The 26164-nt window shown below is 68.8% G+C and carries 23 protein-coding genes; 11 read left to right on the forward strand and 12 right to left on the reverse strand.

The features are described from left to right. The first annotated feature begins 20 nt into the window (after positions 1 to 20). The 6 genes from FHP25_RS01040 to FHP25_RS01060 all read left to right on the forward strand — a co-directional run bounded on the left by FHP25_RS01040 (position 21) and on the right by FHP25_RS01060 (position 6338). On the forward strand, positions 21 to 3149 hold the full coding sequence (locus tag FHP25_RS01040; RefSeq protein WP_147845016.1) for an efflux RND transporter permease subunit: 3129 nt from the start codon (positions 21 to 23) through the stop codon (positions 3147 to 3149). Positions 3150 to 3264: 115 nt separating this feature from the next. After that, positions 3265 to 3432, forward strand: coding sequence for a 50S ribosomal protein L33 (gene rpmG, locus FHP25_RS01045; protein WP_147845017.1), 168 nt, complete (start codon positions 3265 to 3267; stop codon positions 3430 to 3432). Positions 3433 to 3622: 190 nt separating this feature from the next. Continuing rightward, positions 3623 to 3766: a hypothetical protein gene (locus FHP25_RS40590; protein ID WP_178133193.1), complete on the forward strand. Its 144-nt coding sequence runs from the start codon at positions 3623 to 3625 to the stop codon at positions 3764 to 3766. A 161-nt stretch (positions 3767 to 3927) separates the two neighbouring features. Beyond that, on the forward strand, positions 3928 to 4758 hold the full coding sequence (locus tag FHP25_RS01050) for a CmcJ/NvfI family oxidoreductase (protein WP_147845018.1): 831 nt from the start codon (positions 3928 to 3930) through the stop codon (positions 4756 to 4758). Between the two features lie 221 nt (positions 4759 to 4979). Continuing rightward, positions 4980 to 5321, forward strand: coding sequence for a hypothetical protein (locus FHP25_RS01055; RefSeq protein WP_147845019.1), 342 nt, complete (start codon positions 4980 to 4982; stop codon positions 5319 to 5321). A gap of 108 nt (positions 5322 to 5429) precedes the next feature. After that, positions 5430 to 6338: an ROK family protein gene (locus FHP25_RS01060; protein ID WP_147845020.1), complete on the forward strand. Its 909-nt coding sequence runs from the start codon at positions 5430 to 5432 to the stop codon at positions 6336 to 6338. 136 nt (positions 6339 to 6474) lie between these two features. Here the strand turns inward: FHP25_RS01060 and FHP25_RS01065 are convergent, their stop codons facing one another. Both FHP25_RS01065 and FHP25_RS01070 read right to left on the reverse strand, forming a co-directional pair. Then, positions 6475 to 7296, reverse strand: coding sequence for an EipB family protein (locus tag FHP25_RS01065; protein WP_178133194.1), 822 nt, complete (start codon positions 7294 to 7296; stop codon positions 6475 to 6477). After that, entirely contained in the window at positions 7296 to 8066 is a 771-nt protein-coding gene (locus FHP25_RS01070) for an EipB family protein (RefSeq protein ID WP_147845022.1), read from the reverse strand. The genes FHP25_RS01065 and FHP25_RS01070 overlap by 1 nt, the downstream gene beginning before the upstream one ends. A gap of 153 nt (positions 8067 to 8219) precedes the next feature. Here FHP25_RS01070 and FHP25_RS01075 point away from each other — a divergent pair, with 153 nt between their 5' ends. Next, the gene (locus FHP25_RS01075; protein WP_147845023.1) at positions 8220 to 9191 is read left to right on the forward strand and encodes a 2-hydroxyacid dehydrogenase; all 972 of its coding nucleotides are present in this window, start codon (positions 8220 to 8222) and stop codon (positions 9189 to 9191) included. A gap of 41 nt (positions 9192 to 9232) precedes the next feature. Here the strand turns inward: FHP25_RS01075 and FHP25_RS01080 are convergent, their stop codons facing one another. The 4 genes from FHP25_RS01080 to FHP25_RS01095 all read right to left on the reverse strand — a co-directional run bounded on the left by FHP25_RS01080 (position 9233) and on the right by FHP25_RS01095 (position 14585). Then, on the reverse strand, positions 9233 to 9784 hold the full coding sequence (locus tag FHP25_RS01080; protein WP_178133195.1) for a hypothetical protein: 552 nt from the start codon (positions 9782 to 9784) through the stop codon (positions 9233 to 9235). A gap of 100 nt (positions 9785 to 9884) precedes the next feature. Then, positions 9885 to 11690, reverse strand: a complete 1806-nt coding sequence (gene aspS / locus FHP25_RS01085) for an aspartate--tRNA ligase (RefSeq protein WP_147845025.1) — start codon at positions 11688 to 11690, stop codon at positions 9885 to 9887. 244 nt (positions 11691 to 11934) lie between these two features. Beyond that, positions 11935 to 14112, reverse strand: a complete 2178-nt coding sequence (locus tag FHP25_RS01090; RefSeq protein ID WP_147845026.1) for a xanthine dehydrogenase family protein molybdopterin-binding subunit — start codon at positions 14110 to 14112, stop codon at positions 11935 to 11937. Between the two features lie 11 nt (positions 14113 to 14123). After that, a complete protein-coding gene (locus FHP25_RS01095) occupies positions 14124 to 14585 on the reverse strand; it encodes a (2Fe-2S)-binding protein (protein WP_147845027.1) in 462 nt (153 codons plus the stop codon). 200 nt (positions 14586 to 14785) lie between these two features. On the opposite strand from FHP25_RS01095, the gene rnd reads away from it, so the two are divergent. After that, positions 14786 to 15937 carry a ribonuclease D gene (gene rnd, locus FHP25_RS01100; protein WP_147845028.1) on the forward strand — a complete coding sequence of 384 codons (1152 nt, stop codon included), beginning with the start codon at positions 14786 to 14788 and terminating at the stop codon, positions 15935 to 15937. Between the two features lie 142 nt (positions 15938 to 16079). Here rnd and FHP25_RS01105 read toward each other — a convergent pair whose 3' ends face one another. Beyond that, positions 16080 to 17537: a Ppx/GppA family phosphatase gene (locus FHP25_RS01105; RefSeq protein WP_147845029.1), complete on the reverse strand. Its 1458-nt coding sequence runs from the start codon at positions 17535 to 17537 to the stop codon at positions 16080 to 16082. Between the two features lie 165 nt (positions 17538 to 17702). Next, a complete protein-coding gene (locus FHP25_RS01110) occupies positions 17703 to 18794 on the reverse strand; it encodes a citrate synthase/methylcitrate synthase (RefSeq protein WP_147845030.1) in 1092 nt (363 codons plus the stop codon). A gap of 89 nt (positions 18795 to 18883) precedes the next feature. On the opposite strand from FHP25_RS01110, the gene FHP25_RS01115 reads away from it, so the two are divergent. Continuing rightward, positions 18884 to 20143 carry a citrate synthase family protein gene (locus FHP25_RS01115; protein ID WP_147845031.1) on the forward strand — a complete coding sequence of 420 codons (1260 nt, stop codon included), beginning with the start codon at positions 18884 to 18886 and terminating at the stop codon, positions 20141 to 20143. A 27-nt stretch (positions 20144 to 20170) separates the two neighbouring features. Here the strand turns inward: FHP25_RS01115 and FHP25_RS01120 are convergent, their stop codons facing one another. Next, positions 20171 to 22414, reverse strand: coding sequence for an RNA degradosome polyphosphate kinase (locus tag FHP25_RS01120; protein ID WP_147845032.1), 2244 nt, complete (start codon positions 22412 to 22414; stop codon positions 20171 to 20173). A gap of 144 nt (positions 22415 to 22558) precedes the next feature. Between FHP25_RS01120 and FHP25_RS01125 the strand changes: the two genes are divergently transcribed. Together FHP25_RS01125 and FHP25_RS01130 are read left to right on the forward strand one after the other, a co-directional pair. Continuing rightward, positions 22559 to 23086 carry a SixA phosphatase family protein gene (locus FHP25_RS01125; protein WP_147845033.1) on the forward strand — a complete coding sequence of 176 codons (528 nt, stop codon included), beginning with the start codon at positions 22559 to 22561 and terminating at the stop codon, positions 23084 to 23086. Further along, on the forward strand, positions 23083 to 23829 hold the full coding sequence (locus FHP25_RS01130; protein ID WP_147845034.1) for an SDR family NAD(P)-dependent oxidoreductase: 747 nt from the start codon (positions 23083 to 23085) through the stop codon (positions 23827 to 23829). The genes FHP25_RS01125 and FHP25_RS01130 overlap by 4 nt, the downstream gene beginning before the upstream one ends. A 23-nt stretch (positions 23830 to 23852) precedes the next feature. Here the strand turns inward: FHP25_RS01130 and FHP25_RS01135 are convergent, their stop codons facing one another. The 3 genes from FHP25_RS01135 to FHP25_RS01145 are packed head-to-tail and all read right to left on the reverse strand — an operon-like array spanning position 23853 to position 26116. Further along, entirely contained in the window at positions 23853 to 24458 is a 606-nt protein-coding gene (locus tag FHP25_RS01135) for a CDP-alcohol phosphatidyltransferase family protein (RefSeq protein ID WP_147845035.1), read from the reverse strand. A gap of 46 nt (positions 24459 to 24504) precedes the next feature. Beyond that, positions 24505 to 25410, reverse strand: a complete 906-nt coding sequence (pssA, locus tag FHP25_RS01140; protein WP_147845036.1) for a CDP-diacylglycerol--serine O-phosphatidyltransferase — start codon at positions 25408 to 25410, stop codon at positions 24505 to 24507. 16 nt (positions 25411 to 25426) lie between these two features. Next, positions 25427 to 26116, reverse strand: a complete 690-nt coding sequence (locus FHP25_RS01145) for a phosphatidylserine decarboxylase (protein ID WP_147845037.1) — start codon at positions 26114 to 26116, stop codon at positions 25427 to 25429. Between the last annotated feature and the right edge of the window lie 48 nt (positions 26117 to 26164).

The following is a 26164-nucleotide window of genomic DNA, read 5'->3' on the forward strand; positions in this document are numbered from 1 at the left end:
GCAAGCTCAAGGCTAGCGCCATGACCCTGACCCGCGTCGCCGTCGACAACCCGGTGTTCGCCACCATGATGATGGTGGCGTTCATCGTGCTGGGCACTTTTTCCTACCGCCAGCTCGGCGTCGACCAGTACCCCAATGTCGACTTCCCGGTGGTGGTGGTCAGCACGATGTACCCCGGGGCCTCGCCCGAGACGGTCGAGACCGAGATCTCGCGCAAGATCGAGGAGCAGGTCAATTCGATCGCCGGCCTGAAGAATCTGACCTCGCGCTCCTACGAGGGCCAGTCGGTGGTGATCGCCGAGTTCGAGCTGTCGGTGCCCTCGCCGCAGGCGCTGCAGGACGTGCGCGAGAAGGTGCAGCAGGTCCGCGCCACGTTCCGCGACGAGGTCAAGGAACCGCTGATCCAGCGCTTCAATCCCGACGATATCCCGATCATCTCGGTCGCCATCCGGTCCGACGTACGCTCGCCGCGCGACCTGACGACGATCGCCGACCGCATCGTCGTCAAGCGGCTGGAGACGGTGCGCGGCGTCGGCAAGGTCACCATCGTCGGCGGCGTCAAGCGCCAGATCAACGTCCAGCTCAACCCCGAACGCCTGCAGGCGTTGCGCATCGGCCTCAACGAGGTGCTGGACGCGATCCGCAGCGAGAACCAGAACTTCCCGGCCGGCAACGTCACCCGGCGCAACGACGACAAGGTGATCGAGATCGACGGCCGCGTCGTCGATCCCAAGCGCTTCGCCGACCTGATCGTGGCGCGCCGAGGCAATGCCCCGGTCGAGCTCGGCCAGGTCGCCGAGATCGTCGATGGCGAGCAGGAGCTGGACAGCGTGGCGCTGCTGAACGGCACGCCGGCGATCGCCATCGACGTCGTGAAGTCGCAAGGCACCAACACCATCGAGATCGCCGACGGCGTGCGCCGCACCGTGGCCGAGCTGATGAAGGGCGGCGTGCCGTCCGACGTGCGCCTGGACATCGTGCGCGACACGTCGCGCGGCATCCGCAACTCGGTCGACAACGTGCAACGCACCCTGATCGAGGGCGGCCTGCTGACCATCGCCATCGTCTTCCTGTTCCTGCACTCCTGGCGCAGCACCATCATCACCGGGCTGGCCCTGCCGGTGTCGGTGCTGGGCGCCTTCATCGTGCTGGCGCTGTTCGGCTTCACGCTGAACATCATGACCCTGATGGCGCTCAGCCTGGTCATCGGCATCCTGATCGACGACGCCATCGTCGTGCGCGAGAACATCACGCGCCACCTGGCGATGGGCAAGACGCACCGCCAGGCGGCGCTGGATGGCACCAACGAGATCGGCCTGGCCGTGCTGGCCACCACCTTCACCATCGTCGCGGTGTTCCTGCCGGTCGCCTTCATGGGCGGCATCATCGGCCGGTTCTTCTTCCAGTTCGGCGTCATGGTCGCGGCCGCGGTGCTGATCTCGCTGTTCGTCTCCTTCACGCTCGATCCCATGCTGTCCAGCGTCTGGTACGACCCCCAGGCCCATGGCGGCGGCGGGCGTTTCGCGCGCCTGCTGGAAGCGGCGCAGCAGAAGCTCGCCGGCGGCTACCGGCGCCTGCTGGGCTGGGCGCTGGCCTGGCGCAAGACGACCCTGACCGTGGCGTTGGCCGCCTTCTTCGGCAGCTTCGGCCTGGTGCCGCTGATCGGTGTGGAATTCGTGCCGGAAGCCGACCTGGGCGAGCAGGTTATCTCGATCGAGACGCCGACCGGCTCGTCGCTGGAGTACACCTCCGCCAAGCTGCGCCAGGTCGAGGCGGCGGTGCGGGAATTCCCCGAGATCGCCTACACCTACGGCTCGGTGAACACCGGCTACGTGCTGGGCAAGAACCAGGCCAGCCTCTACCTGCGCTACAAGGAAGTATCGCAGCGCAAGCGCGCGCCGGCCGACCTGGCGCAGCCGATCCGCGACCGGCTGTCGGCGATCCCGGGCATCATCTATTCCGTGACCGCCGCCAGCGGGCCCGGCGGCGTGCAGAAGCTGATCCAGCTGTCGCTGCAGGGCCCCGACATGATGACGCTGGACCGCCTGTCGCGGCAGGTCATGGACCTGATGGCGGCGATCCCCGGCACGGTCGACATCGACCGCAACCTCAAGGCGGCGCGCCCGATCCTGAGCGTCAAGGTCAAGCGTGACGTGGCGTCCGACCTCGGCGTCGGCTCGGCGCTGGTCGCCGCCACCCTGCGGCCGCTGTTCGCCGGCGACGAGACCAGCCTGTGGAAGGCGCCCGACGGCGAGAACTACACCGTCATGGTGCGCCTGCCCCTGGCCGACCGCGCCGGCCGCGAGGACCTGGACCGAATCTGGCTGGCGACCACCGCCGACGCCAACGGCGCGCCGCGCATGGTGCAGCTCAGCCAGATCGCCTCGATCACCACGTCGGTGGGGGCCTCGCAGATCAACCGCCGCGACCTGCAACGCGAGGTCCAGATCACCGCCAACGTCGCCGGGCGCGCCAGCGGCGAGGTCAGCCGCGACCTGCAGCTGGCCGTCGCCAGGATGGAGCTGCCGCCGGGCTACCGCTTCGTGTTCACCGGATCGACCCGCGACATGCAGGAAAGCGCCGCCTATGCCGGTCAGGCGCTGCTGATGGCCGTGATCCTGATCTACCTGATCCTGGCCTCGCAGTTCGGCAGCTTCCTGCAGCCGATGGCGATCATGCTGTCGCTGCCGCTGTCGCTGATCGGGGTATTCCTGGGCCTGCTGATCGCCGGCACGACGCTGAACCTGTTCAGCGCCATCGGCTTCATCATGCTGATGGGCCTGGTGACCAAGAACGCGATCCTGCTGGTCGACTTCGCCAACCAGGCGCGCGCCCGCGGCGCCGCGATCCAGGAGGCCCTGCTCGAGGCCGGCACCATCCGCCTGCGGCCGATCCTGATGACGACGCTGGCTATGATCTTCGGCATGGTGCCCCTGGCGCTGGGACTGGGCGAAGGCGGCAAGCAGCGCGCGCCGATGGCCCATGCGGTGATCGGCGGGCTGATCAGCTCGACCTTGCTCACCCTGGTGGTGGTGCCGGTGGCGCTGATCTACATCGATCGCCTCGCCGCCTGGGGCAAGCGGCGCTTCAGCCGCTCGGCCGATGCCGAGGCAGACGCCGGCCGCACGCGCACCGAGCCGGCGGAGTAGCAGCCGGGTGCGTCGCTGCGGAATGCGCACGGCGCTTGACAAGCGGTCGCACCTGACTATTTTCGCCAAACTTTGATGAATTCGCCCCGCCGGGGCCCAGGAACGGACCTGCACCATGGCCAAGCCGACCTCGATCCTCGTGAAGATGGTGTCCACCGCCGACACCGGCTTCTTCTATGTCGCGAAGAAGAACCCGCGCACCAAGACCGAGAAGATGGAGCTGAAGAAGTACGACCCGCGCGCGCGCAAGCACGTGCTGTTCAAGGAATCGAAGATCAAGTAGCCGTCGCGGCTGCTTCAGGCATTGCAGGCCGCCTTCGGGCGGCCTTTTTGCTTTTGCCGACCGCGCACGCGCAACGCGCCGCCGCAGACGTCATTCGCCGCCGGCATCCAAGCGACGTTCCGCCGCGTGGGTAGGCCCGGCGTTGCAGTGTACAAGGACTGCAGTGACGTTTGGCGTGAGTGGACATGCCGTGTCCTTGCACAAGATCTTCAGTGATCGCGAGCAGCGATCGTCGTCACAGAGCCGCACGCCGATGGGTCTGCTGTTCCATGTCGTCGCCGGCGCTGTGCTGGTCGTGGTGATGGTGTCCGTCGCCGTCTACTTCATTTTCTGACCGCCGCCGCCCGTCCCTGCAGCACAAGTTTTGAACATGACGCCACGAGAAATGGTTTTTTGACGGCGCCATCCGTCGCAACCATTTTCCGTCACAGCCGCGACGCGGACACAGGCCACCGAGCAACGGTGCCGACATCCGCCCGGTGACGGAGAGTGACCATGGACAGCACGACCCAGATCAGCCTGTCTGAGATCGGCCAGATCAACGCGCCGCTGAACTACCTCGTCTGGACCGGCGAGCGGCCGGTCAGCTACCAGTACGAACCGCCGCCGGGCGTGCCCGCCCGCAGCGGCCAGTACAGCCTCTATACCGTCCCGGTGCGCGATGGCCGCGTGCTGGCCGACAGCCTGTCGCTGGACCAGCAGGGCTTTGCGCTGCGCACGCACACCAGCGCGGTCAGCGACTTCACGGACGATCGCGTCATTCGCGCCGCGTACTACCCCGAGGTCGAGCAGCTGGTGAAGGACGTCACCGGCGCTGCGCGCGTGGTGATGTTCGACCACAACGTGCGCCTGGGCGCCGCTGACCGGCCGACCGGCATCCGCGAGCCGGTGAAGCGGGTGCACAACGACTACACGGACAAATCAGGCCCGCAGCGCGTGCGCGACCTGATGGGCGACGAGGCCGAGGCGCTGCTGCGCCGCCGCTACGTGTTCATCAATGTCTGGAGGCCGATCCGCGAGCCGGTGCTGTCCTCGCCGCTGGCGGTCTGCGACGCACAGAGCATGGACCCCGCCGACCTTGTCCCCAGCGATCTGAGATACCGCGACCGCACCGGCGAGACCTATGCCGTCGCCTACAACCCGCGCCACCGCTGGTTCTATTTCCCGCGCATGCGGCGCAACGAGGTGCTGCTCCTGAAGTGCTTCGACTCGGCGACCGATGGACGCGCCCGCCTGACGGCGCATACCGCCTTCGACGACCCGACGATCCCCGCGGATGCGCCGCCGCGCGAAAGCATCGAGGCGCGCACCATCGCGTTCTTCTGAGGGGTCGGCACCGGGCAGCCGGCGCGACCGACATCGCGTGAAGGGCCTGGCGACGCGCAGGCCCTTTTGCTGCCGTGTGTGCCGACCACCGAATTAACACAGCCCGCCTTAGTCTTTCCTTAATGGTGACTCCGCACTGACCATATCGGTCATCAGGTTCAGGTCAGCGGACGACGGGGTGAGCGACAGCGCTTTCCTTATCCGCTGAAGCGAGGAGACCCATGACCCGCAAGCTTATTGCCGCCCTCATCGCCGCCGCCATCGGCATGGGCATCAGCGCCCAGGCATCGGCCGGCGACTGGAACCACCGGCACGGCTGGCATGACCGCCGTCACGATGGCCGAGGCGACTGGCGCGACAAGCGCCACCACGGCTGGGACCAGGGCCAGCACAGGGGTTGGCGGGATCGCAATCATGACGGCCGCGTCGACTGGCGCGACCATGGCCGCTGGCGTGACCGCCACCATGACCGCCGTGTCGACTGGCGCGACCGGCGCTGGCATGACCGCAACCACGACGGCCGCGTCGACTGGCGCGACAAGCGCGATTGGCGTTGGTGGTAAAGTTGCACGCGTGAACGGGAGCGCCACGTCCGTGGCGCTCCCGCCGCAGCCCAGGCACGCCGCACAAACGGGTTGCGCGACGACAGCGATGCAGGCCTGATCCAGGCCATGCGCATCGGAATAGATCTCGGCGGCACCAAGATCGAAGGCATTGTGCTCAGCGACGACGGCAGCGAGGTTGCGCGCCGGCGCATCGCCACGCCGCCCGGCACCTACGACGACATCCTGCTTGGTATCCGTGATCTGGTCGCCGGACTGGAGCATGCGGCCGGCGCGTCCTGCACCGTGGGCGTCGGCACGCCGGGCGCCATCTCGCCGGCCACCGGCCTGATCAAGAACGCCAACTCCACCCGCCTGATCGGCCACCAGCTGGACAAGGATCTGGAGCGGCTGCTGCAACGGCCGGTCCGCCTCGCCAACGACGCCAACTGCTTTGCCGTGTCGGAGGCGACGGACGGCGCGGCAGCCGGGGCCGGCATCGTGTTCGGCGTGATCATCGGCACCGGAGTCGGCGGCGGGCTGGTGCTGGACGGCCGGCCGGTGACCGGCGCGCACGCCATAGCGGGCGAATGGGGACACAATCCCCTGCCCCTGGCCTATGACGACGAACGGCCTGGCCCGGCCTGCTATTGCGGCCGGCACGGCTGCATCGAGACTTGGCTGTCCGGCCCGGCGCTGTCGCGCCAGCACGAGGCCCTCACCGGACGCCGGCTCGACGCCCGCGCCATTGCCCTCGCCGCCGATGCCGGCACGGACACGGCCTGCGCCGCGCTGATCGAGCGCTATTGTCATCGTCTGGCGCGCGGCCTGGCGACAGTCATCAACCTGCTCGACCCTGACGCGATCGTGCTGGGCGGCGGCCTGTCGGGAATCGCGGCCCTCTATCGCCGCGTGCCGGCCCTGTGGACCCGCTTCATCTTCAGCGAGCCGGCCCATGTCCGCACCCGCCTCGTGCCGCCACGGCACGGCGACAGCAGCGGCGTGCGCGGCGCAGCGTGGCTATGGCCGAAGGCCTGATCGCTGTTGCAGCAGCCGCGCCCGCTATCCCGAGCGTCATCCCGAGCGAAGCGAGGGATCTCCCGCGAACGGCGCACCGTGCGTCCGTCGCAGGAGATCCCTCGCTTCGCTCGGGATGACGCTAACTATACCGTCGTCAGCAATCCGGCTTGGGCAGGGCCTCGATGCGGATCAGGCGGTATTCCAGGCGCAGCTCGCCCATCTCCTGGGTGCCCCAGACCTCGACGCCGTTGTCGAGCGTGACGCTGCTAAGCTCGTGCCGCGGCTCGCCGGTGGACTTGGCTTCCTCGTCATAGAACGAGGCCCGGAAATAGAAGCGCTCGCGCCCATCGACCAGGCTGCGATCGCCTTGCGGCGGCGGCAGCTCGATCACCCGCCGAGGTGGCTTGCCCAGCAGCACTGATACCGCCTGTGGCTGCTCGGGCTTGTCGCCGAGGAAGAACGGAGCTTCGAAGCCGGTCTCGCCGTCCTTGGCCGCCTTGACCGTGCGGCGCATGATGGACAGCGGAAACAGCGTGCCTGCCGGCAATGTCACGACCCGCCCAGGTGGCTGGCTGAAGCGAGCCTGCGCATCGCCGCGCTCCGGGGAAGCGACCTCGCCGCGCACCTCGGGCTCTGTCTTGCCGTCGACCGCGCTGCGATGGGTGAAACGGTAGCGCTTGCCGTCGGTCGACTCCCAGCCGGTCGATGTCTGGTCGACCTCGGTGGACCCGCCCGATCCTTTCGCCTCGAACCGCAGGCGCTGCTCGAACTTCATGCCGCCGCCGCACTCGTTCTGGAGGCGGAACACGTAGGTGCCGCGCACCTCCGGCGGCGACACGCCCGCGGGGGCGCGGCCGGTGGTGATCTCGTAGACCGCCAGATGCGGCACCATATCCTGGGCGCTGGCCGGGGCAGCAGCCCCGATCAGGCACGCCGCAGCGACCGCAGGCGCCGTCAGGCGCGAATGGCGGCGCATCAGCATTTCGGCTTAGGCAGCGCCTCGAGGCGCTGCAGCTTGGCATCGAGCGCGAAGTCGCCATAGTCCAGCACCATCGAGCGCGCGATTCCGTTGCCCAGCAGGTCCATCGACACCTCGTACTCCGGCTGACCGGCCTGGTCGTCGGCCGGGAAGAAAGCCAGCCTCACCATCCATGCCGGCTGATTGCGCATCAGCCCGACATCCCCCTTGGGCGCCGCGCCCGGCGGCGGCCGTTGTGCCTTGCCGATCACGGCGTTGACCTTGAAGGCGCCATCGAGCCGAGCGCCATCGAAGACATTGTAGGCAACGACCTTCTCGCCCAGCTTGGCGTGCTCGATGAGCTGCGACAAATGCGCCATGGGAAACACCGTGCCGGCCGGCAGGTCGAAGCTGCGCGGCTCGGGCAAGGTGAAGTTGGCACGGCCGGCGCCCGGGCCGACCTCGGCCTGACCGCGCAGCTCCTCCTCGACCTCGCCGTTCTGCGTGTTGCGCACGCTGAACTGCATGCTGGAGCCGTCCTTGGTCTCGAAGCTGGTGAACGCGGAGTCGGTGACGAACTCCTCCGTGTCCGGACGCAGGAAGGTCAGCCGGATGCGCTGCTTGGTTTCCCAGGCATCGCAGACATCAACCGATTCCATCACCATCAGCCCGCGTACGTCGATTACGCCCATGGCGCGCCGGCCCGGATTGAGGCGCATCTCGTAGGTCGCGCGATGCGACACGAGATCCGCCGCCGCCGCTGCATCCGCGAAGGCAAGCAAAAGCACCCCCGCGGCTGCGAAATCGCGAAGGGAACGACAATTTGTAGAGAGAATCGACAATCCTTACGCCGCATGTTGAGGTGGGCGCCTTCCCTGCTAAGGTAGACATTGGCCACCAAAAGTCGAGTCGTAACGCATCGCGGACCCCACAGGAGCGCTATGTCAGATCGTAAGCCGCGAGTCCTCGCCACGCGCCTTTTTCCACCCGCCGTCCAGGCGCGTCTGCAAGCCAACTTCGATGCCGTGCTCAATCCGGATGACGTCGTCTATGATGCCGATCGGCTGGCCCAGGCGATCGCCGGCTGCGAGGGCTTGATGTGTGCCGCCGGCGACCCTGTCAACGCAGCCGCCATCGCCAGGTTCCCCGACTCGCTGCGCATCATCGCCACGTTCTCGGTGGGCTACGAGCATGTCGACGTCGCTGCCGCCACCAAGCGCGGCATCGTCGTCACCAACACGCCCGACGTGCTGACCGACGCCACGGCCGACGTCGCGCTGCTCTGCCTGCTCGGCGCCGCGCGGCGCGCGCAGGAAGGCATCGACATGCTGCGCGGCCGTCGCTGGATCGGCTGGGCGCCGACCCAGCTCATGGGCACCCACGTCACCGGCAAGCGCCTGGGCATCCTGGGCATGGGCCGCATCGGCCAAGCGGTCGCCGACCGCGCCCGTGCCTTCGGTATGACGATCCACTACAGCAACCGCAAGCGCCTGTCGCCCGAGGAGGAGAAAGGCGCGATCTTCCACGCCGATCCCGAGGCGATGCTGCCGCATTGCGACTTCCTGTCGCTCAACTGCCCGCTGACGGCCGAGACGCGCAAATGGCTGAACCAGGCGCGCATCGCCCGGCTGCCCGATGGCGCCGTCGTCGTAAACACGGCGCGCGGCCCGGTGGTCGACGACGACGCCCTGATCGCGGCCGTGCGCAGCGGCAAGCTGGCCTCCGTCGGCCTCGATGTCTTCGACGGCGAGCCCAAGCTGCATCCCGGCTATCTCGATCTGCCCAACGCCTTCCTGCTGCCCCACATGGGCTCGGCGACGCTCGAGACCCGCAACGCCATGGGCTTCCGCGCCCTCGACAATCTCGAGGCCTTGTTGCTGCGCGGCGAGACGCCGCCGCATCGCGTGGCGTAGACAGCCGCTCGTCCGGGCGATGGTTGCAGATCGCTGCGCGGTCAGGGCCGGCGGCGTGCCGCGGAGGCTGAGCCGCCGGGCTTGACGGTCCGGCCAGCCGCCTTGCGTGCTTTCGGCCGCGGGCCGGCCGACGCAGCGGTACTCGCCGCCGCCGGCTGCGAGGCGACGGCAGCCGGCGGTGTGCTGGCGGCAGCGGCGGGCACGTCAGCAAGGGTCGCCACGGGCGGCGTGCCTTTCAGCGCGTCGCCGGCGTCTTCTCCGGTCAGCATGCGGCCGCCCTGGTGCGATGCGGTATAGACCGTGACCATGCCGCCCTCGCCGACCTCGCGGAACGGCGCGTCACGGTCGACGCGGTAGGGGTTCTCCTCGCCCGGCTTGTAGTCGACGCACATCGTGCGGCCTTCAGCGACGCGCCACATGGCGCAGTCCTGCCCGGTGCTCAGCGACATCAGGTGGTCGCTGCCGGTCTTGTCGGTGGTCAGCAGCAGCATGCCGTCGGCCGCGTAGCTTGCGGCCGAGACGGCGATCGGAATGCCGCACCCGCCCGCCAGCAGGGGGATCGCTCCCAGGACAAGGACCGTGAGAAGGCGCACGGTCATCTCTCCGTAGTTCTCTCAGAACATGAAGATATGCCGTTATTATCCTGATAGTAAATACTATTTTATGCGATCTTCAGATTCTGATTGAGCCAGCCTATTCCGCCTTCTTGGCCGGCAGCTGCACCCGTATGTGGATGTCGCGCAGGCGCTCGGGTGGCACCTCGGTCGGCGCGTTCATCATCAGGTCCATGGCCTGCTGGTTCATCGGGAAGGTGATGACCTCGCGGATGTTGGGCTCATCGGCCAGCAGCATGACGATGCGGTCGACGCCCGGCGCGGCGCCGCCATGCGGCGGCGCGCCGTAGCGGAAGGCGTTGAGCATGCCGCCGAAGCGCAGCTCGACCTCCTCCCGGCTATAGCCGGCGATGCCAAAGGCCTTGAACATGATCTCGGGCTTGTGGTTGCGGATCGCGCCCGAGCACAGCTCGATGCCGTTGCAGACGATGTCGTACTGCCACGCCTTGATGGTGAGCGGATCCTCCTTCTCCAGGGCCTCCATCCCACCCTGCGGCATCGAGAACGGATTGTGGCTGAAGTCGATCTTGTTGCCGTTCTTCTCGTCGAGCTCGAACATCGGGAAGTCGACGATCCAGCAGAAGCGGAAGGCGCCCTTCTCGATCAGGTCCATCTCCTGGCCAACCCGGGTGCGCACCTGGCCGGCGAACTTCCATGCCGCGTCCTTCTTGTCGGCGACGAAGAACACCGCATCGCCGTCCTGGGCGCCGGTCAGCGCCCTGAGCTTATCCAGCCGCGGCGCGTCGACGAACTTGGCGATCGGCCCCTTGCCGCCGCCAGCCTCGAGCACGATGTAGCCCAGCCCCGGCTTGCCCTCGCCCTGGGCCCAGGAGTTGAGCTTGTCGAAGAAGCTGCGCGGCTGCGCCGACGCGTTGGGCGCCCGGATGGCGCGCACCACGCCGCCGGCCGCGACGATCGAGGCGAACACCTTGAAGGTCGAGCCGGCGAACACCTCGCTGACATCGCTGACCAGCAGCGGGTTGCGCAGATCCGGCTTGTCGCTGCCGTACTTCAGCAGCGCCTCCTCGTAGGGGATGCGCGGGAACGGCATCGCCGAGACGGTCCAGGGCTGCTCCTTGCTGAAGCCGGCGAACTCCTCGAACACGCCGTGCAGCACCGGCTCGATGGCCGCGAACACGTCGTCCTGGGTGACGTAGCTCATCTCGAAATCGAGCTGGTAGAACTCGCCCGGGGCGCGGTCGGCGCGCGCGTCCTCGTCGCGGAAGCAGGGCGCGATCTGGAAGTAGCGGTCGAAGCCCGACACCATCAGCAGCTGCTTGAACATCTGCGGCGCCTGCGGCAGGGCGTAGAACTTGCCGGGATGCAGGCGGCTGGGCACCAGGTAGGAGCGCGCGCCCTCGGGGCTGTCGGCGGTCAGGATCGGGGTCTGGAACTCGGTGAAGCCCTGCTCGATCATGCGCCGGCGCAGGCTGGCGATGACCTGGCTGCGCAGCATGATATTGCGATGCAGCTTGTCCTTGCGCAGGTCGAGGAAGCGGTACTTCAGCCGCAATTCCTCGGGCGTGGTGTCGTTCTCGACGTAGACCGGGATCGGCAGCGGCTCGGCCGCGGACTGCACCTCGATCTCGGCGGCGTGGACCTCGATCTCGCCCGTGGGCAGCCGGGGATTGATGGTCGACGGCTCGCGCTTGACCACCTTGCCCGTGACGGTGATCACGCTTTCGCTGCGCAAGCCTTCAGCCTGCTTGAAGGACGGCGCCGAGACGTCGAACACGATCTGCGTCACGCCGTAATGGTCGCGCAGGTCGACGAACAGCAGGCCGCCATGATCGCGCTTGCGCTGCACCCAGCCCGAGACGCGCACGGTCTGGCCGACATGCTCGGCGCGGAGCTGGCCGCAGGTGTGGGTGCGGTAGGCGTGCATGAACATCGTCCCTGTGAGCCCGGGACGATGTGCGGGCGCGACGCGCGCTGGCCTCACCCCCGGCCGTGAAATCGGAAGCGGGAAAAGGCACAGATTCGCAGGCGAAGTCAACTTCCCTTCCCCGCTTGCGGGGAAGGTGCCCGAAGGGCGGATGGGGAGCCGACGGAGTGCTCCTTGTTGAGACACCACGTCGGGTCCCCTCCGGCCCTTCGGGCCACCTCCCCACTTCGTGGGGAGGACCTGACTACGACACCTGCACGCCCTGGCTCACCAGCGGCAGGGTGCGGATGCGCTTGCCGGTCGCGGCGAAGATGGCGTTCGCCACCGCCGGCCCGATCGGCGGCACGCCAGGCTCGCCGACACCGGTCGGCGGCTGGGTCGAGGGCAGGATGTGGACCTCGACACGCGGCATCTGCTCGATGCGCAGCGGGGTATAGTCGTGGAAGTTCGACTGCTCGACGGCGCCACCCTTCAAGGTGATGGCCTCGGCGAAGATCGAGGACAGGCCGAAGCCGATGCCACCCTCCATCTGGGCCCTCACCACATCTGGATTGACGGCGATGCCGCAATCGACGGCGCACACCACGCGATCGACCGTCACCTTGCCCTTGTCGTCGACCGTCACCTCGGCGACCTGTGCCACGTAGGAGTGGAACGACTCGTGCACGGCGATGCCCCTGCCCTTGCCCTTGGCCAGCGGCTTGCCCCAGCCGGCCTTCTCGGCCGCGAGGTTCAGCACGGCGAGGTGACGCGGGTGCCTGGCCAGCAGGCCACGGCGCAGCGCGACCGGGTCCTTGTTGGCGGCATGCGCCAGCTCGTCCATGAAGACCTCGGTCGAATAGGCGGTGTGTGTGCTGCCGACCGAGCGCCACCATAGCACCGGCACGCCCACCTGGGTGGTGTGCAGGTCGACATGCAGGTTGGGGATGCCGTAGGGCAAGGTCGATGCGCCCTCGACCGAGGTGGCGTCGACGCCGTTCTTCACCAGGCCGCCCTCGAACGGCGTGCCCGCGACGATCGACTGGCCGACGATGCGGTGCTGCCAGCCGACGATATTGCCCTGGGCGTCCAGCCCGGCACGCAGCCGATGGAAATACATCGGCCGGTAGCGACCGCCGCGGATGTCGTCCTCGCGGGTCCAGACCAGCCGGATCGGCTTGCCCGCCGCCTTGGCGATGGTCACGCCCTCGACGATGTAGTCGGAGGCGGCATTGGCCCGCCGGCCGAAGCTGCCGCCGGCGAACAGCGTGTTGATCACCACGCGGTCGGGCGGCAGGCCCGCCGCCTTGGCGGCGTTGATCTGGTCGATGGTCTGGAACTGGTCACCGGCCCAGATCTCGCACGAGTCGGCCGACAGCCGCACGACGCAGGTCAGGGGCTCCATGGGCGCATGCGCCAGGTAGGGGAACTCGAAGTCGGCCTCGATCGTCCTGGCCGAGCGCATGATCGCGGCCGCGGCGTCGCCGGCCGTCTTGGCGACTGTGCCCGGCTTGGCTGCGAGCTCCCTATAGGAGGCCATGAGCGCGGCGCTGTCGCGCTTTTCGGCGGCGCTGTCATCCCATGTCACCGCCAGCGCCTCGCGGCCCTTGATCGCCGCCCAGGTGTTGGCTGCCACGACCGCCACGCCGGCCGGTACCTGCACCACGTCGACGACACCGGGGACTTGCCTGGCCTTGGCGGCGTCGAACGATGCGACCTTGGCGCCGAACAACGGCGGCCGCTGCACGACGGCCACCAGCGCGTCGGGGATGCGCTGGTCGATGGCGAACACGGCAGTGCCGGTGCTTTTCGCCTGCATGTCCAGCCGCGGCGTCTGCTTGCCGATCAGGCGGAAGATCGTGGGGTCCTTCAGCGGCGGGTCGGTCGGCGGCACCTCCTTGGCCGCCAGCTCGACAAGCTCGCCGAACGTGGCGTGCTTGCCCGATCGCAGGCTCACGACGCTGCGCTCGACCTTGACCTGGCCGACCGGCACGTTCCAGCTCTTGGCCGCTGCGGCAACCAGCATGGCGCGGGCCGCAGCGCCTGCCTTGCGCAGCTGCATCCACGAATTATGGATCGACGAGCTGCCGCCGGTGCCCTGCACCGTGCCGCCCCAGTCGATGTTGCCGTAGACCTTGCCGTCGGCCGGTGCGGCCACGACCTTCACGCTGGCCCAGTCGGCGTCGAGCTCCTCGGCCAGGACCGTCGCCAGGCCGGTATGGGCGCCCTGCCCCATCTCCAGGTGCTTGGCGAACACAGTCACCGAGTTGTCCTTGCCGATGCGCACGAAAGCGTTCGGCGCCAGCGCGCCGTCGGCCGTCAGCATCTGTGCCTTGGCCGGGCGCCAGTGGAAGGCGACGACCAGCGCGGCGCCGCCGGCGGCGGCACCGGCCAGGAAGCCGCGGCGGCTGGCGGTGGAAGAAGTATCGATGCGACCCAGCATGTGATCCTCCCTCAGCCCTGCAGGCTCTTGGCCGCCGTGTGGATGGCGGCACGGATCCGCTGGTAGGTCGCGCATCGACAGATATTGCCGTTCATCGCCGCATTGATATCGGCGTCGTTCGGCTTGGCATTCTGCGTCAGCAACGCCGTGGCCGACATGATCTGGCCGGACTGGCAGTAGCCGCATTGCGGCACCTCCAGCCGCACCCAGGCCGCCTGCACAGCCTGCGCGGCCTTGCCCTGGAGTCCTTCGATGGTGGTGACCTTCTGGCCCGACACCGCCGAGACAGGCGTGATGCAGGAGCGGATCGGCTGGCCGTCGACATGCACCGTGCAGGCCCCGCACTGCGCCATGCCACAGCCGAACTTGGTGCCCGTCAGGCCGACGACACCGCGGATTGCCCATAAGAGAGGCATGTCGTCAGGCACATCCAGCGACAGGTCCTTGCCATTCAGTGAAAGGGAAACGGCCATGACTCCTCCAGAACCCGGGTGATCGGTGCGTGCACGTTCGCTTCTGCGGTGGTGGCCGCGTGCAGCGCTGGACGTCAGATGGGAAGCGGCGGCGTGCCTGCCAACGCAGGCTCACGGCCCGGTGAAGACGCGCGGTGTCTGCGCGGTTGTGCGCGAACCCTTTCCTCGACCCCGGGCAACGGGCTATACAGCCTTGCAGTATGCAATTGATCACCACCACTGACGCCCTTGCGGCGTTCTGCGATCGCCTGGGCGAGGCCGACTACGTCACCGTCGACACCGAGTTCATGCGCGAGCGGACCTATTGGCCGCAGCTCTGCCTCGTGCAGCTGGGCGGCCCGGACGAGGCTGCCGCCATCGATGCGCTGGCGCCGGAAATCGATCTCGCACCGCTGTATGCGGTGCTCGACAATCCCAGCGTGCTCAAGGTCTTCCATGCCGCACGGCAGGATCTGGAGATCTTCTTCAACAAGACCGGCCGCCTGCCCAATCCGCTGTTCGACACCCAGGTCGCCGCCATGGTCTGCGGCTTCGGCGACCAGGTGGCCTACGACACCCTTGCCGCGCGCATGGCCAAGGCGCGCATCGACAAGTCGAGCCGCTTCACCGACTGGAGCCGCCGGCCGCTGAGCGAGAAGCAGCTGCACTACGCGCTGGCCGACGTGACCCATCTGCGCGTGGTCTACGAAAAGCTGCGCGACCGCCTCGAGAAGACCCATCGCAGCGCCTGGATTGCCGAGGAGATGGCGATCCTGCGCGACCCCGCCACCTTCCAGGTCCAGCCCGAGCAGGCCTGGCGCCGGCTGAAGCCGCGCAATCCCTCGCCGCGGGCGATGGTGGTGCTGCGCGAGCTGGCAGCCTGGCGCGAGCGCGAGGCGCAGCGCGTGGACGTGCCGCGCCAGCGCATCCTGCGCGACGAGCAGATCCTGGAGATAGCCGCGCACCTGCCGAAATCGGTCGCCGACCTCGGCCACACGCGCGGCCTGGGCAAAGGCTTCGTGGAGGGCAAGCAGGGCCAAGCGGTGCTCGAGGTCATCGCGCGCGCGCTCGAGATTCCCGAGTCCGAGCTGCCGGCGCGCGAGCGGCCGGCCGAGGCGCTGCAGGTGCCGGGCGCGGTCGTCGATCTGCTGAAGGTGCTGCTGCGGCTGCGCTGCGATGCCACCGGCGTGGCCACCCGCCTGGTCGCGTCGTCGGACGATCTCGACCGCCTGGCGGCCGGCAAGCGCGACGTCGACTGCCTGCACGGCTGGCGTGCCGAGACGTTCGGCAACGATGCGCTGCGGTTGATCGCGGGCGAGCTGGCGCTGGCCCTGAAGGGCGACAGGATCGAGCTGATCGACGTCGTGGCTTGATTGCTTCTTCCCTTCCCCGCTTGCGGGGAAGGTGGCCGAAGGCCGGATGGGGAGCCGACGTGGTTCTTGTAACCGAGACCACGTCATCTCCCCTCCGCCCCTTCGGGGCACCTCCCCACTGGCGTGGGGAGGATTGAGGAAGCTACACGAACACCACGTCGTGGCGCACGTCGAAGGCGGCGGCGACCGCCGCCAGGCGACGACCGGTGACGTCGCCGAGCAGGTTGCGCAGCGCCGTGGGCACCACCAGCTCGACCAGCTTGTCGGAACGGCGCAGCGCGATCTGCGTCAGCAGCCCGGGCGCGCCGCCCGAGAGGTTGTAGGCCAGGCGCAGCGCGGTTCCCAGGCGCCGCGCAAAGCGCTGGTCGTCGAGCCCGGTCACTGTCGTGGCCGTCGCCACGGCGCGGTCCTTGATATTGCTGTCGTAGCGCCACGCCATGGTCAGCGCCAGGGTGGCGCGCTCGCGATGGTCCATGCCCGGCGCCGGCAGCTGCAGCACCCGTTCGTAGGCCATCACCGCGCGATAGTCGGGATGGTCGTCCCAGCCGATGTCGCTGAGATGGCATGCCGCCAAGCGCAGGATGCGCTCGCTGGTGCTCTCGCCGGCGAAGATCGGCGTCAGCCAGTCGAAGATCTCGACCGGGGACAGGGTGAAGCGGCGCCAATGCGCCCCTTCGTCCTCCGCGAAGGCGATCAGCGGATGGCGCGCCTTCTCGGCCTCCGGCAGCTGCGAGTAGTAGAAGCCCTCGCGCAGGCCGAAGGCCGAGAACGCCACCTGCCGCGGCTTCAGCGCGCCGATCACGCGCTCCAGCGCCAGGGCCGCCAGCGGCAGGCTCTCCAGCCGCCGTTTCGAGACGCCGGTCATCTTCTCCAGCGACTTCAGGCTCTGCCCGGCGATGATCTGGGCCAGCTCGCGCACCGCCTCGGCCGGCGCCGTGTACTGGTGGATGATGTGCAGCGGATAGTCGGTCTTCTCCATGTACAGACGCGCGAAGGCGCGCCAGGCGCCGCCCACCGGATAGAATGTGCGGCCGCGGCACTGATCGAGCCAGCTCACGCCCGCGATCGCCTGCTCGACCGCACGCCGCGGGTCGCGGCCGGCGGTCAGCAGCCGCAACGGGCCGATGGGCAAGGTGGTCGATGGGCCCAGCCGGTCGCCGTTGAGGCTCACAAGCTCCAGGCTGCCACCGCCGAGGTCTCCCATCACCCCGTCGACGGCCGGAATGCCGCACATGACACCGAGGCCCGAGAGGCGCGCCTCCTCCTCGCCACTGATGATCCGGGTGGTGATGCCGGTGATCGCCCCGATCCGGCGCACGAAGTCGGCGCCGTCGCTGGCATCGCGCACGGCCGCCGTGGCCAGCAGGTCCAGCCGCGACACCTCCATGTTGCGTGCCAGCGCCGCGAAGCGCTCGATGTTGGCCAGCGCCATCTCCACGCCGGGCGCGTGCAGGCGCCCGGTCACGTCGAGCTCGCGCGCCAGTCCGCACAGCACCTTTTCATTGAAGACGGGCAGCGGCGAGCGGTTGGCTCGCTCGTAGACGACCAGACGAATCGAGTTTGACCCGATGTCGATGATGGCGACGCGCCCGCTCTGCATGGCGGGCGTTGAATACCCGAAAAACCCCGCCGATGGCAGCGGGAAAAACCGCCGCAGGCTCTTCCCTTCCCCGCTTGCGCGGAAGGTAGCCGAGTACGGCTCTCCTCCGGCCCTTCGGGCCGCCTCCCCAACTTTCGTTGGGGAGGAAATATTGTCACATCATTGTCATGCAGCCTGTTTCGGCACCGGGCCGACATAGCGCGACAGCGGCCGGATGATGCGCCCGCCCCGCTCCTGCTCGAAGACATGCGCGCACCAGCCGACGGCGCGCCCGACCCCGAACAGCGGCGTGAACGCCGCCCGCGGGATGCCGACGGCCTCCAGCGCCAGAGCCGTGTAGAACTCGACGTTGGTATCCAGCCGCCGGCCCGGCTTCAGGCGCCGCAGCGTCGCCAGGGCCTGGCGCTCGACCTCGGCCGCGAAAGCCAGCCGGCCGGAGGACGGCCCCAGGTCGCGCACCACCTGCTTGAGCACATCGGCGCGCGGATCGCGCACCTTGTAGATGCGGTGCCCGAAGCCCATCAGGCGGCTGCCATCGACCACGGCCTGCTCCAGCCACGGCCCGATATTGTCGATGGTGCCGATCTCGTCGAGCATATCCAGCACCGGCCCCGGCGCGCCGCCGTGCAGCGGCCCCTTCAACGCGCACAGGCCGCCGATCACCGCCGAGACCAGGCCGGCGCGCGTCGAGGCGATCACCCGCGCGGTGAAGGTCGAGGCGTTGAAGCCGTGATCGGCGACGGTCGCGAGATAGACGTCGAGCGCGCGCGCATGGGCCTGCGGCGCCGGCGCGCCGCGCAGCATGCGCAGCAGGTCGGCGGCGGTGCCCAGCGCCGGATCGGGCGCCACCGGCGCGTCACCCGCGCCATGGCGCAGCAGAGCCGCCAGGAATACCGGCAAGGCGCCGCAGACCCTGACATGCGCCGGTAGCCGATCCTCGTCCGGCAGCAGCGCCAGCCCGACCCGCAGCGCCTCGATCGGCGTCAGCCTGCCGGCGACCGACAGCAGCCCCGGCACCAGGGCGAATGCCGCCTGCCGCGCCGCTCCCAGGTCCCGGCGCACCGCCGCGACGTCGCCGCCATCGGCGGTGAACCCGTCCCACAGCAGGGCGGCCACGTCCTCCAGGCCGCCATGGCGGACAAGATCCTCGATCATCGCGCCGCGCACGATCAGCGTGCCGGCCTCGCCGTCGACATGGCTGAGCACGGTCTCACCCGCCATCACGCCATCGAGACCATCATTGTGTCCGATCTTCATCGCGCCCTCCTCGGTTGCCGCATGCAGATCGAGACATGATATTGGTCAATATACTTGTCAATTTTGAATAGATTGATCAATATATTGATATGCTAGATCAAGCTTCACTGACGGCGGCCGAAGCTGCTTCCGCGTTGGGCATCAATCGCCAGACGCTGTACGCCTATGTCAGCCGCGGCCTCATCCGTTCCGAGGAGGGTGCCGGCCGGGGCCGCCGCTACCGCGCCGAGGACATCCGGCAGCTGGCCGAGCGCAAGGCGCGCGGCCGCGGCGCCGAGGCGGTGGCCGGCCAGGCGCTGCATTTCGGCACGCCGGTGCTCGACTCCAGCCTCACGCTGATCGAGGCCGACCGACTACTCTATCGCGGCCAGGACGCCTGCCGGCTGGCCGAGCATGCCAGCCTGGAGCACGTGGCGCGGCTGCTGTGGGACGTGCCTGCCGATCCCTTCGCCGCCGCCGAGAGCCTGCCGGTGATCGGCTCGGCACTGCGCGCCATCTGGCCCGGCGCCGCGTCCTTCCCGCCGATCGACCGGTGCCTGGCGATGCTGCCGGTGGCGGCGGCCAGCGACACACGCGCCTTCGCCCGCGATCCCGCCGCCACGGCCGCGACCGGGGCCCGGCTGGTGCGGCTGCTGGCCGGCGCCATATCGGGCCGGCCCTCCACCGCGGCCCCGGTCCACCGGCAGCTCGCCGAGGCCTGGGGGCTGGACGAGCACGGCGCCGATCTGGCGCGCGCCGCCTTGGTGCTGAGCGCCGACCATGAGCTCAACGCCTCGACCTTTGCCGTGCGCATCGCGGCGTCGACCGGCGTCACGCCCTGGGGCGCGGTGATCGCGGGCCTGGCGGTGCTGCAGGGCCCCTATCACGGCGGCATGACACGCCGCGTCAGCGAGCTGTTCAGCAGCCTGCACGATGCCCCCGACCTCGACGCGGCGCTGGTCGAGCGCGTGCAAAGCGGCGCACGGGTGGCCGGCTTCGGCCACCGCCTCTACCCCGCGGGCGACCTGCGGGCGCGTTTCCTGCTGCAGCGCCTCTATCACCGCGTCGGCGATCGCGCCGAGACCCGGCTGGTGCGGCGCATGGTCGAGGCCGGTGCCCGCGTGCTGGGCGAGCCGCCCACGATCGACGTGGCGCTGGTGGCGATCGAGCGTGCATGCGCCCTGCCCAAGGGCGCCGCGCTGGCCCTCTTCCTGCTGGGCCGTTCGGTAGGCTGGATCGCGCATCTGCTGGAGCAGCGCGCCAGCACCGACATCATCCGCCCGCGCGCCCGCTACGTCGGAAAGCTGCCGGATGCCCAAATGGGAGCGCCGGCATCCTTGCCGGCACCGGCGCGAAGCGCCGGATCATGAGCCGGCAAGGATGCCGGCGCTCCCACTTCAAGCCTCGTCGAGGACGAGGCGCGGCACCGCGCCTGATGCAGCCTTGAGCGCGCTGCCGCGGCCGGAGAGCGACGGGTTGGTCATGAAATAGGTATGGGCGCTGAAGGCGTCGGCCGGCGCGACGCGGCGGGTGTAGCGCCCGTCAGAGGCCAGATCCCAGGACTGCGCCTCGTCCTTCAGGTTGGCGACCATGATCTGCTCGAGGATCTGCTGGTGCACGGTCGCGTTCTCGATCGGGATCAGGACCTCGACCCGGCGGTCGAGGTTGCGCGGCATCCAGTCGGCCGACGAGATGAAAACGCTGGCATGCCGCGACGGCAGCCGATAGCCGTTGCCGAAGCACACGATGCGGCAATGCTCCAGGAAGCGCCCGATGATGCTCTTGACGCGGATGTTGTCACTCAGGCCGGAGACGCCCGGCCGCAGGCAGCAGATGCCGCGCACCACGAGGTCGATCTGCACGCCGGCCTGCGAGGCGCGATAGAGCGCGTCGATGATCCCGGGATCGACCAGCGAGTTCATCTTGGCCCACAGCGCCGCCGGCTTGCCGGCCCGGGCCAGGTCGATCTCGCGCTCGATCAGGCGCACCAGCTTGTCGCGCAGCATCACCGGCGAGACCGCGATCTTCTCCATCCGCTCGGGCTGGGCATAGCCGGTCATGAAGTTGAACAGCCGCGCCGCGTCGCGGCCCATCGCCGGATCGCAGGTGAAGAACGACACATCGGTGTAGATGCGTGCCGTCACGGGGTGATAGTTGCCGGTGCCGAAATGCACGTAGGTGCGCGTGCCGCCGCCTTCGCGGCGCACCACCATCGAGACCTTGGCGTGGGTCTTCAGGTCGATGAAGCCGTAGACCACCTGCACGCCGGCGCGCTCCATGTCCTGGGCCCAGCGGATGTTGGCCTCCTCGTCGAAGCGGGCTTTCAGCTCGACCAGGGCGGTGACCGTCTTGCCGGCCTCGGCCGCCTCGATCAGCGCCTTGACGATCGGCGAGTCCTTGCTGGTGCGGTACAGCGTCTGCTTGATGGCGATCACGGCCGGATCGCGCGTCGCCTGGCGCAGGAACTGCACCACCACGTCGAAGCTTTCGTACGGATGGTGCACGACGATGTCCTTGGCGCGGATCGCGGCGAAGGAATCGCCACCGAAGTCGCGGATGCGCTCGGGGAAACGCGGCTCGTAGGGCCGGAACTTGAGGTCGGGCCGGTCATCGACGATCAGCGCCGACACGTCGCCGATGTTGAGGATGCGGTCGAGCTCGAACACGTCGACGGCGCCGCCGGTGAGCTCGAGCTGGTCGAACAGGAAGGCGCGCAGCGCCTCCGGCATGTCCGAGTTGACCGAGATCGACACCACCTCGCCGCGTCGCCGGCGCTTGAGCGCCGACTGGTAGATCTGCACCAGATCCTCGGCCTCCTCGGCGATCTCCACCTCGCTGTCGCGGATGACGCGGAAGCGGCCGCGATGGACCACGGCATGGCCCGGAAACAGGCGGTCGAGGAAAAGCTGGATCAGCTCCTCCAGCGGCAGGAAGCGGATCGAGGGTCCGGGCAGGCGCACGAAGCGGTCGATCTGCGGCGGCAGCGGCAGCAGCGCCATCAGGATGCGCTTGCCCTGCACCCGGCGCAGCTGGAGGATCTCGCAGAAGCCGAGGTTCTGGATGAACGGGAACGGATGCGCCGGGTCGACGGCCAGCGGCGTCAGCACCGGAAAGACGTGCTCGGTAAAATAGTCGCTGAGCCAGGCGCGCTCGCTCTCGGTGATCTCGCTGTCGTCGAGCACGGCGATATCGTGCCGACGCAGTTCCTGGCGCAGCGCATCCCAGACGTTCTGCTGCGTGTGCATCAATTCGGTGGCGGCCGCACGGATCGCGGCGAGTTGCCCGGCTGGCGTCAGCCCATCATCCGATAACAGGTTGGCGCGGGTCGGCAGCATGTCGCGCAGACCCGCGACGCGCACCATGTAGAACTCGTCGAGGTTGTTGGCCGAGATCGACAGGAAGCGCACACGCTCCAGCAGCGGATGCCGCGGGTTGCTGGCCTCCTCCAGCACGCGTGTGTTGAACGCCAGCCATGACAGCTCGCGATTGATGAAGCGGGCCGGTGTGTCGGCGATGGGCGGCGCAGCTGGGACCACCGCGATGGCGCTGTCCTTTGAAACCACCTCGACCGCCTGTGACACTGGCGCGTTCACCCTGACCTCGCTTTCACCGCTGTGACCGCGGCGCTTCCGACCGGGCATAGTAGCCCCTCCGGGATGGCAAAGTCATGACACCACGATTACAGGTCTTGGAATCTGCCCTGACGTGCAGGAATGCAGCCATGACAGTTCGCCGGCGCCGAAGCTGCTGTATGCTGCACCCAACAGAGAGGCCAGATCCGAACGATGAAAGAATTGGTGCTGATGCGGCATGCCAAGGCCGTCCCCCACACCGTGGCGCAAGGCGATCACGGCCGGCCGTTGAACGGGCGTGGCCACCGGGCCGCTTCCCTTGTCGCGCTCGAGCTGCGCCGGCGCGGCCTGCGCCCGGACCTGATCCTGTGCTCGCCGGCGCGCCGCACGCGCGAGACCCTGGACCACGTGCTGGATGCGTATCCGTCGCCGCCGCCCACGCGGCTGGAGCCCGAGCTCTACCTGGCCGAGGCCGAGCGCCTTGTCGATCGCTTCCGCCAGCTCGAGGCGGATGTCGGCTCGGCGCTGTTGATCGGCCACAACGAGGGGCTGGCCGAGGCCGCGATCCTGCTGGCCACGGCCGGCGAGCCGACGGCGCTGGCCTCGATGCGCGCCAAGTTCCCGACCGGTGCGGTGGCGTGGCTGCGCCTGCCCGTCGACGACTGGGCAGAGATCGGCGGCCGCAGCCGCGGCGAGCTCGTTGCCTTCATCCGGCCCCGCGATCTCGGGACCGAGGTGTGACACCATTCCGCTCGATCGTGATCACCGGTGCGTCCAGCGGCATCGGTGCGGCGCTGGCGCGCGACTATGCCGGCCAGGACACGCGCCTGGCGCTGGTCGGCCGTGACGGCTCGCGTCTGGACGCCGTCGCCGATGCCTGCCGCGCCCGCGGCGCCGAGGTCGAGGCCGCGACCATCGACATCACCGAGCGCCAGCAGCTCCAAGCCTGGCTGCTGGCGCAGGACGCCGCCCGCCCCATCGATCTCGTGGTCGCCAATGCCGGCGTGGCGCTGGAGAAAGGCCGTGACATCGGCGATGGCGAGGCGATGCGGCGCACTTTCGCCGTCAATGTCGACGGCACGCTCAACACCATCCTGCCGCTGCTGCCGGCGATGCGATCGCGCCGCCGCGGCCAGGTCGGCATCGTGAGCTCGCTGGCAGGCTTTATCGGCTTGCCGCGCGCCGCCGGCTACAACGCCAGCAAGGCCGCCGGCCGCGTGCTGGCCGAAAGCCTGCGCATCCAGCTCAAGGCCGACGGCGTCGGCGTCAGCGCCATCTGCCCTGGCTTCGTCGAAAGCCGCATCACGGGCGACAATGACTTCCCCATGCCGTTCCTGATGACCGCCGAGCGCGCATCGGCGATCATCCGCCGAGGGCTGGGACGCAACCATGCGCGCATTGCCTTTCCATGGCCGACGAAGGCCGCCGTGTGGCTGGCCATGGTGCTGCCGGGCGGCCTGACGTCGCGCCTGCTCGGCGGATAGCCCCACAGGCACCGCCGCACGACTCAGGCTCTGAAGGCGTCGGCCGCCGCCAGCAGGCGTGCCAGCGTGGTCCACAGACACAGGGCGGCGAAGACCCCGGCCAGCCAGGGAAACGCATCAGGCCACAGGCACATGGCGATGTAGAACAGCACGGTCTCCGTGCCCTCGACGATGCCGGTGCTGTAGTAGATCGTCTTGCGGCCATGCGTCGTGGTCGCCTCGCCGCGCTTGGCGGCAACGGCAGCCCAGGCCAGGAAGGACGTGCTGGTGCCCATGAAGCCGGTGAGCAGCAGCGCCGCCCAGACTGCGTTCTGCGGATCAGCAAGGCCAAACCCCAGGACCGTGACGGCGTAGAACACCATGTCGGCGACGATGTCGAAGTAGCCACCGAAATCGGTGAGCGCGGTCCGCCGCGCCACGGCACCGTCGAGGCCATCAAGCAGGCGGTTGGCCAGGATCACAACCAGCGCCGCGTCATAGTCCTGCGCTGCCAGCAGCGGCGGGACGAGCAGGCCGACCACCAGGCCCAGGCCGGTCAGCATGTTGGCGCCCACGCGCCGCTGCGCCAGCCAGGCGCCCGCCCGGTCGAGCGGCGGATCGATGAGACGGCGGACGAACGGGTCCAGCATCACGCGCTTCTCCCCAACGCTGCGGGGAGGACGATATCACCGCACCCTATAGCCGCGAGCGGTCGCCACCCTCGCCGCCGCCCGGAGGCCGCAGCGCCACGATGCCCGCGCCGCCGGGCCGCGGCGGCTCGGCCGGCGCCGGGTGCCCAGCCCCGGCGGACGACGCCTGCGCGGCGCGCTCGGTGGCCTCCAGCCGACGGTAGGCACGCCAGCTCAGTGGCAGGGTCGCAAGATACAGCAGCATGATGCACGGCAGCGTCACCCAGGGCGACGTCGCCAGCAGGCCGACCACCAGCGAGATGCCCAGGAAGATCGGCAGCACCAGGTGCGGCGGGATCCGGCCCTTCTTGAACGAATAGGTCGGCAGCTGGCTCACCATCAGCGCCGCGACGCCGATCAGGAAGGCGCCGCCGGTGACCGGGTGACGCAGCCAGCCCCAGGCGATATCGGGGCTGAGGCTGAGCATCAGCGGCACCAGCACCAGGAGCGCACCTACCGGCGCCGGCACGCCGGTGAAGAACGCGGCCGCCCAGACCGGCGGCGGCACGTCGGCGGCGAGGCCGACGTTGAAACGCGCCAGCCGCATGGCGCTGCAGATCGGGAACATCAAGGTCACGACCCAGCCCAGGCTGCCCGCCGCTTCCATGCTCGACAGGTAGACCAGCAGCGCCGGCGCCACGCCGAAGGCGCAGAAATCTGACAGCGAATCGAGCTCGGCGCCAAAGCGGCTGGTGACGTTGAGCCGGCGTGCGACGCGGCCGTCGAGGGCATCGAAGATCGCCGCGACGATCACCGCCAGGACGGCCGACCGGTAGTCGCCGGTGAGGCCGTAGCGGATCGCCGTCAGGCCCGAGCACAGCGCGATCGTGGTCAGCGCATTGGGCAGCAGGCGGTTGACCGACAAGCCGCGCAAAGCGCCGGGACGCGGCGCCGGAGGTGGTATGCCGGCCATGACAGGCCTCCCTGCCTCAGAGCTCGACCGCGGGCCGCGGCGCCGCATCGGCCGTCGCGGCATCGGCAATCACGGTCTCCCCGCCGATCATCCGCTGGCCCGGATACACCAGGGGCTGCACGCCATCGGGGAGATAGAGATCCGTGCGGCTGCCGAAGCGGATGAGGCCATAACGCTCGCCGGCCCGCACGCGTTGCCCAGGCCTGAGCTGGCAGACGATCCGGCGCGCCACCAGCCCGGCGATCTGCACCACCGCGGCCATCCGGCCATCGGGCAGGCGCAGGCTGACTGCCATCCGCTCGTTCTCGTCGCTGGCCTTGTCGTCGGCGGCGCTCAGGAACTTGCCGGGGTGATAGGCCACGACCTCGACCGCTGAATCGACCGGAATGCGGTTGATGTGGACGTCGAAGACGCTCAGGAAGGTGCTGACCCGCATCAGCGGCGCCGAGCCCAGGCCGAGCTCGGGCGGCGGCACAGCCGGACCCACCTCACGCACCAGCCCATCGGCCGGCGCGACGAACAATCCTTCGCGCTGCGGCGTGAGTCGCGGTGGATCACGAAAAAAGTAGACGCACCAAAGACTTAGAAGAAACAGCGGCCAGAACAGCGGGCCGATGAACAGCGCCGCCACCAGCGTCGCACCGGCAAAAATGCCGATGAATCGCCAGCCCTCACGATGGATGGGAATCAGGAAGTCAGCCAGCATCCCGGCGCCCTACAAGCTCATATTCAAATTCAAGATCACCTTCCAACA

Source organism: Vineibacter terrae (genome assembly GCF_008039615.1).
Classification (GTDB): Bacteria; Pseudomonadota; Alphaproteobacteria; order Reyranellales; family Reyranellaceae; genus Vineibacter; species Vineibacter terrae.

Excerpts from the sequence above, each read along its gene's own strand:
- rnd (WP_147845028.1), top strand. The coding sequence starts at position 14,786 with ATGCAATTGATCACCACCACTGACGCCCTTGCGGCGTTCTGCGATCGC.
- FHP25_RS01090 (WP_147845026.1), bottom strand. The coding sequence starts at position 14,112 with ATGCTGGGTCGCATCGATACTTCTTCCACCGCCAGCCGCCGCGGCTTC.
- FHP25_RS01105 (WP_147845029.1), bottom strand. The coding sequence starts at position 17,537 with ATGCAGAGCGGGCGCGTCGCCATCATCGACATCGGGTCAAACTCGATT.
- FHP25_RS01110 (WP_147845030.1), bottom strand. The coding sequence starts at position 18,794 with ATGAAGATCGGACACAATGATGGTCTCGATGGCGTGATGGCGGGTGAG.
- FHP25_RS01095 (WP_147845027.1), bottom strand. The coding sequence starts at position 14,585 with ATGGCCGTTTCCCTTTCACTGAATGGCAAGGACCTGTCGCTGGATGTG.
- FHP25_RS01115 (WP_147845031.1), top strand. The coding sequence starts at position 18,884 with ATGCTAGATCAAGCTTCACTGACGGCGGCCGAAGCTGCTTCCGCGTTG.
- FHP25_RS01040 (WP_147845016.1), top strand. The coding sequence starts at position 21 with ATGACCCTGACCCGCGTCGCCGTCGACAACCCGGTGTTCGCCACCATG.
- aspS (WP_147845025.1), bottom strand. The coding sequence starts at position 11,690 with ATGCACGCCTACCGCACCCACACCTGCGGCCAGCTCCGCGCCGAGCAT.
- FHP25_RS01135 (WP_147845035.1), bottom strand. The coding sequence starts at position 24,458 with ATGCTGGACCCGTTCGTCCGCCGTCTCATCGATCCGCCGCTCGACCGG.
- FHP25_RS01125 (WP_147845033.1), top strand. The coding sequence starts at position 22,559 with ATGAAAGAATTGGTGCTGATGCGGCATGCCAAGGCCGTCCCCCACACC.
- FHP25_RS01060 (WP_147845020.1), top strand. The coding sequence starts at position 5,430 with ATGCGCATCGGAATAGATCTCGGCGGCACCAAGATCGAAGGCATTGTG.
- FHP25_RS01065 (WP_178133194.1), bottom strand. The coding sequence starts at position 7,296 with ATGCGCCGCCATTCGCGCCTGACGGCGCCTGCGGTCGCTGCGGCGTGC.
- FHP25_RS01120 (WP_147845032.1), bottom strand. The coding sequence starts at position 22,414 with ATGCCCGGTCGGAAGCGCCGCGGTCACAGCGGTGAAAGCGAGGTCAGG.
- FHP25_RS01055 (WP_147845019.1), top strand. The coding sequence starts at position 4,980 with ATGACCCGCAAGCTTATTGCCGCCCTCATCGCCGCCGCCATCGGCATG.
- FHP25_RS01145 (WP_147845037.1), bottom strand. The coding sequence starts at position 26,116 with ATGCTGGCTGACTTCCTGATTCCCATCCATCGTGAGGGCTGGCGATTC.
- pssA (WP_147845036.1), bottom strand. The coding sequence starts at position 25,410 with ATGGCCGGCATACCACCTCCGGCGCCGCGTCCCGGCGCTTTGCGCGGC.
- FHP25_RS01050 (WP_147845018.1), top strand. The coding sequence starts at position 3,928 with ATGGACAGCACGACCCAGATCAGCCTGTCTGAGATCGGCCAGATCAAC.
- FHP25_RS01075 (WP_147845023.1), top strand. The coding sequence starts at position 8,220 with ATGTCAGATCGTAAGCCGCGAGTCCTCGCCACGCGCCTTTTTCCACCC.
- rpmG (WP_147845017.1), top strand. The coding sequence starts at position 3,265 with ATGGCCAAGCCGACCTCGATCCTCGTGAAGATGGTGTCCACCGCCGAC.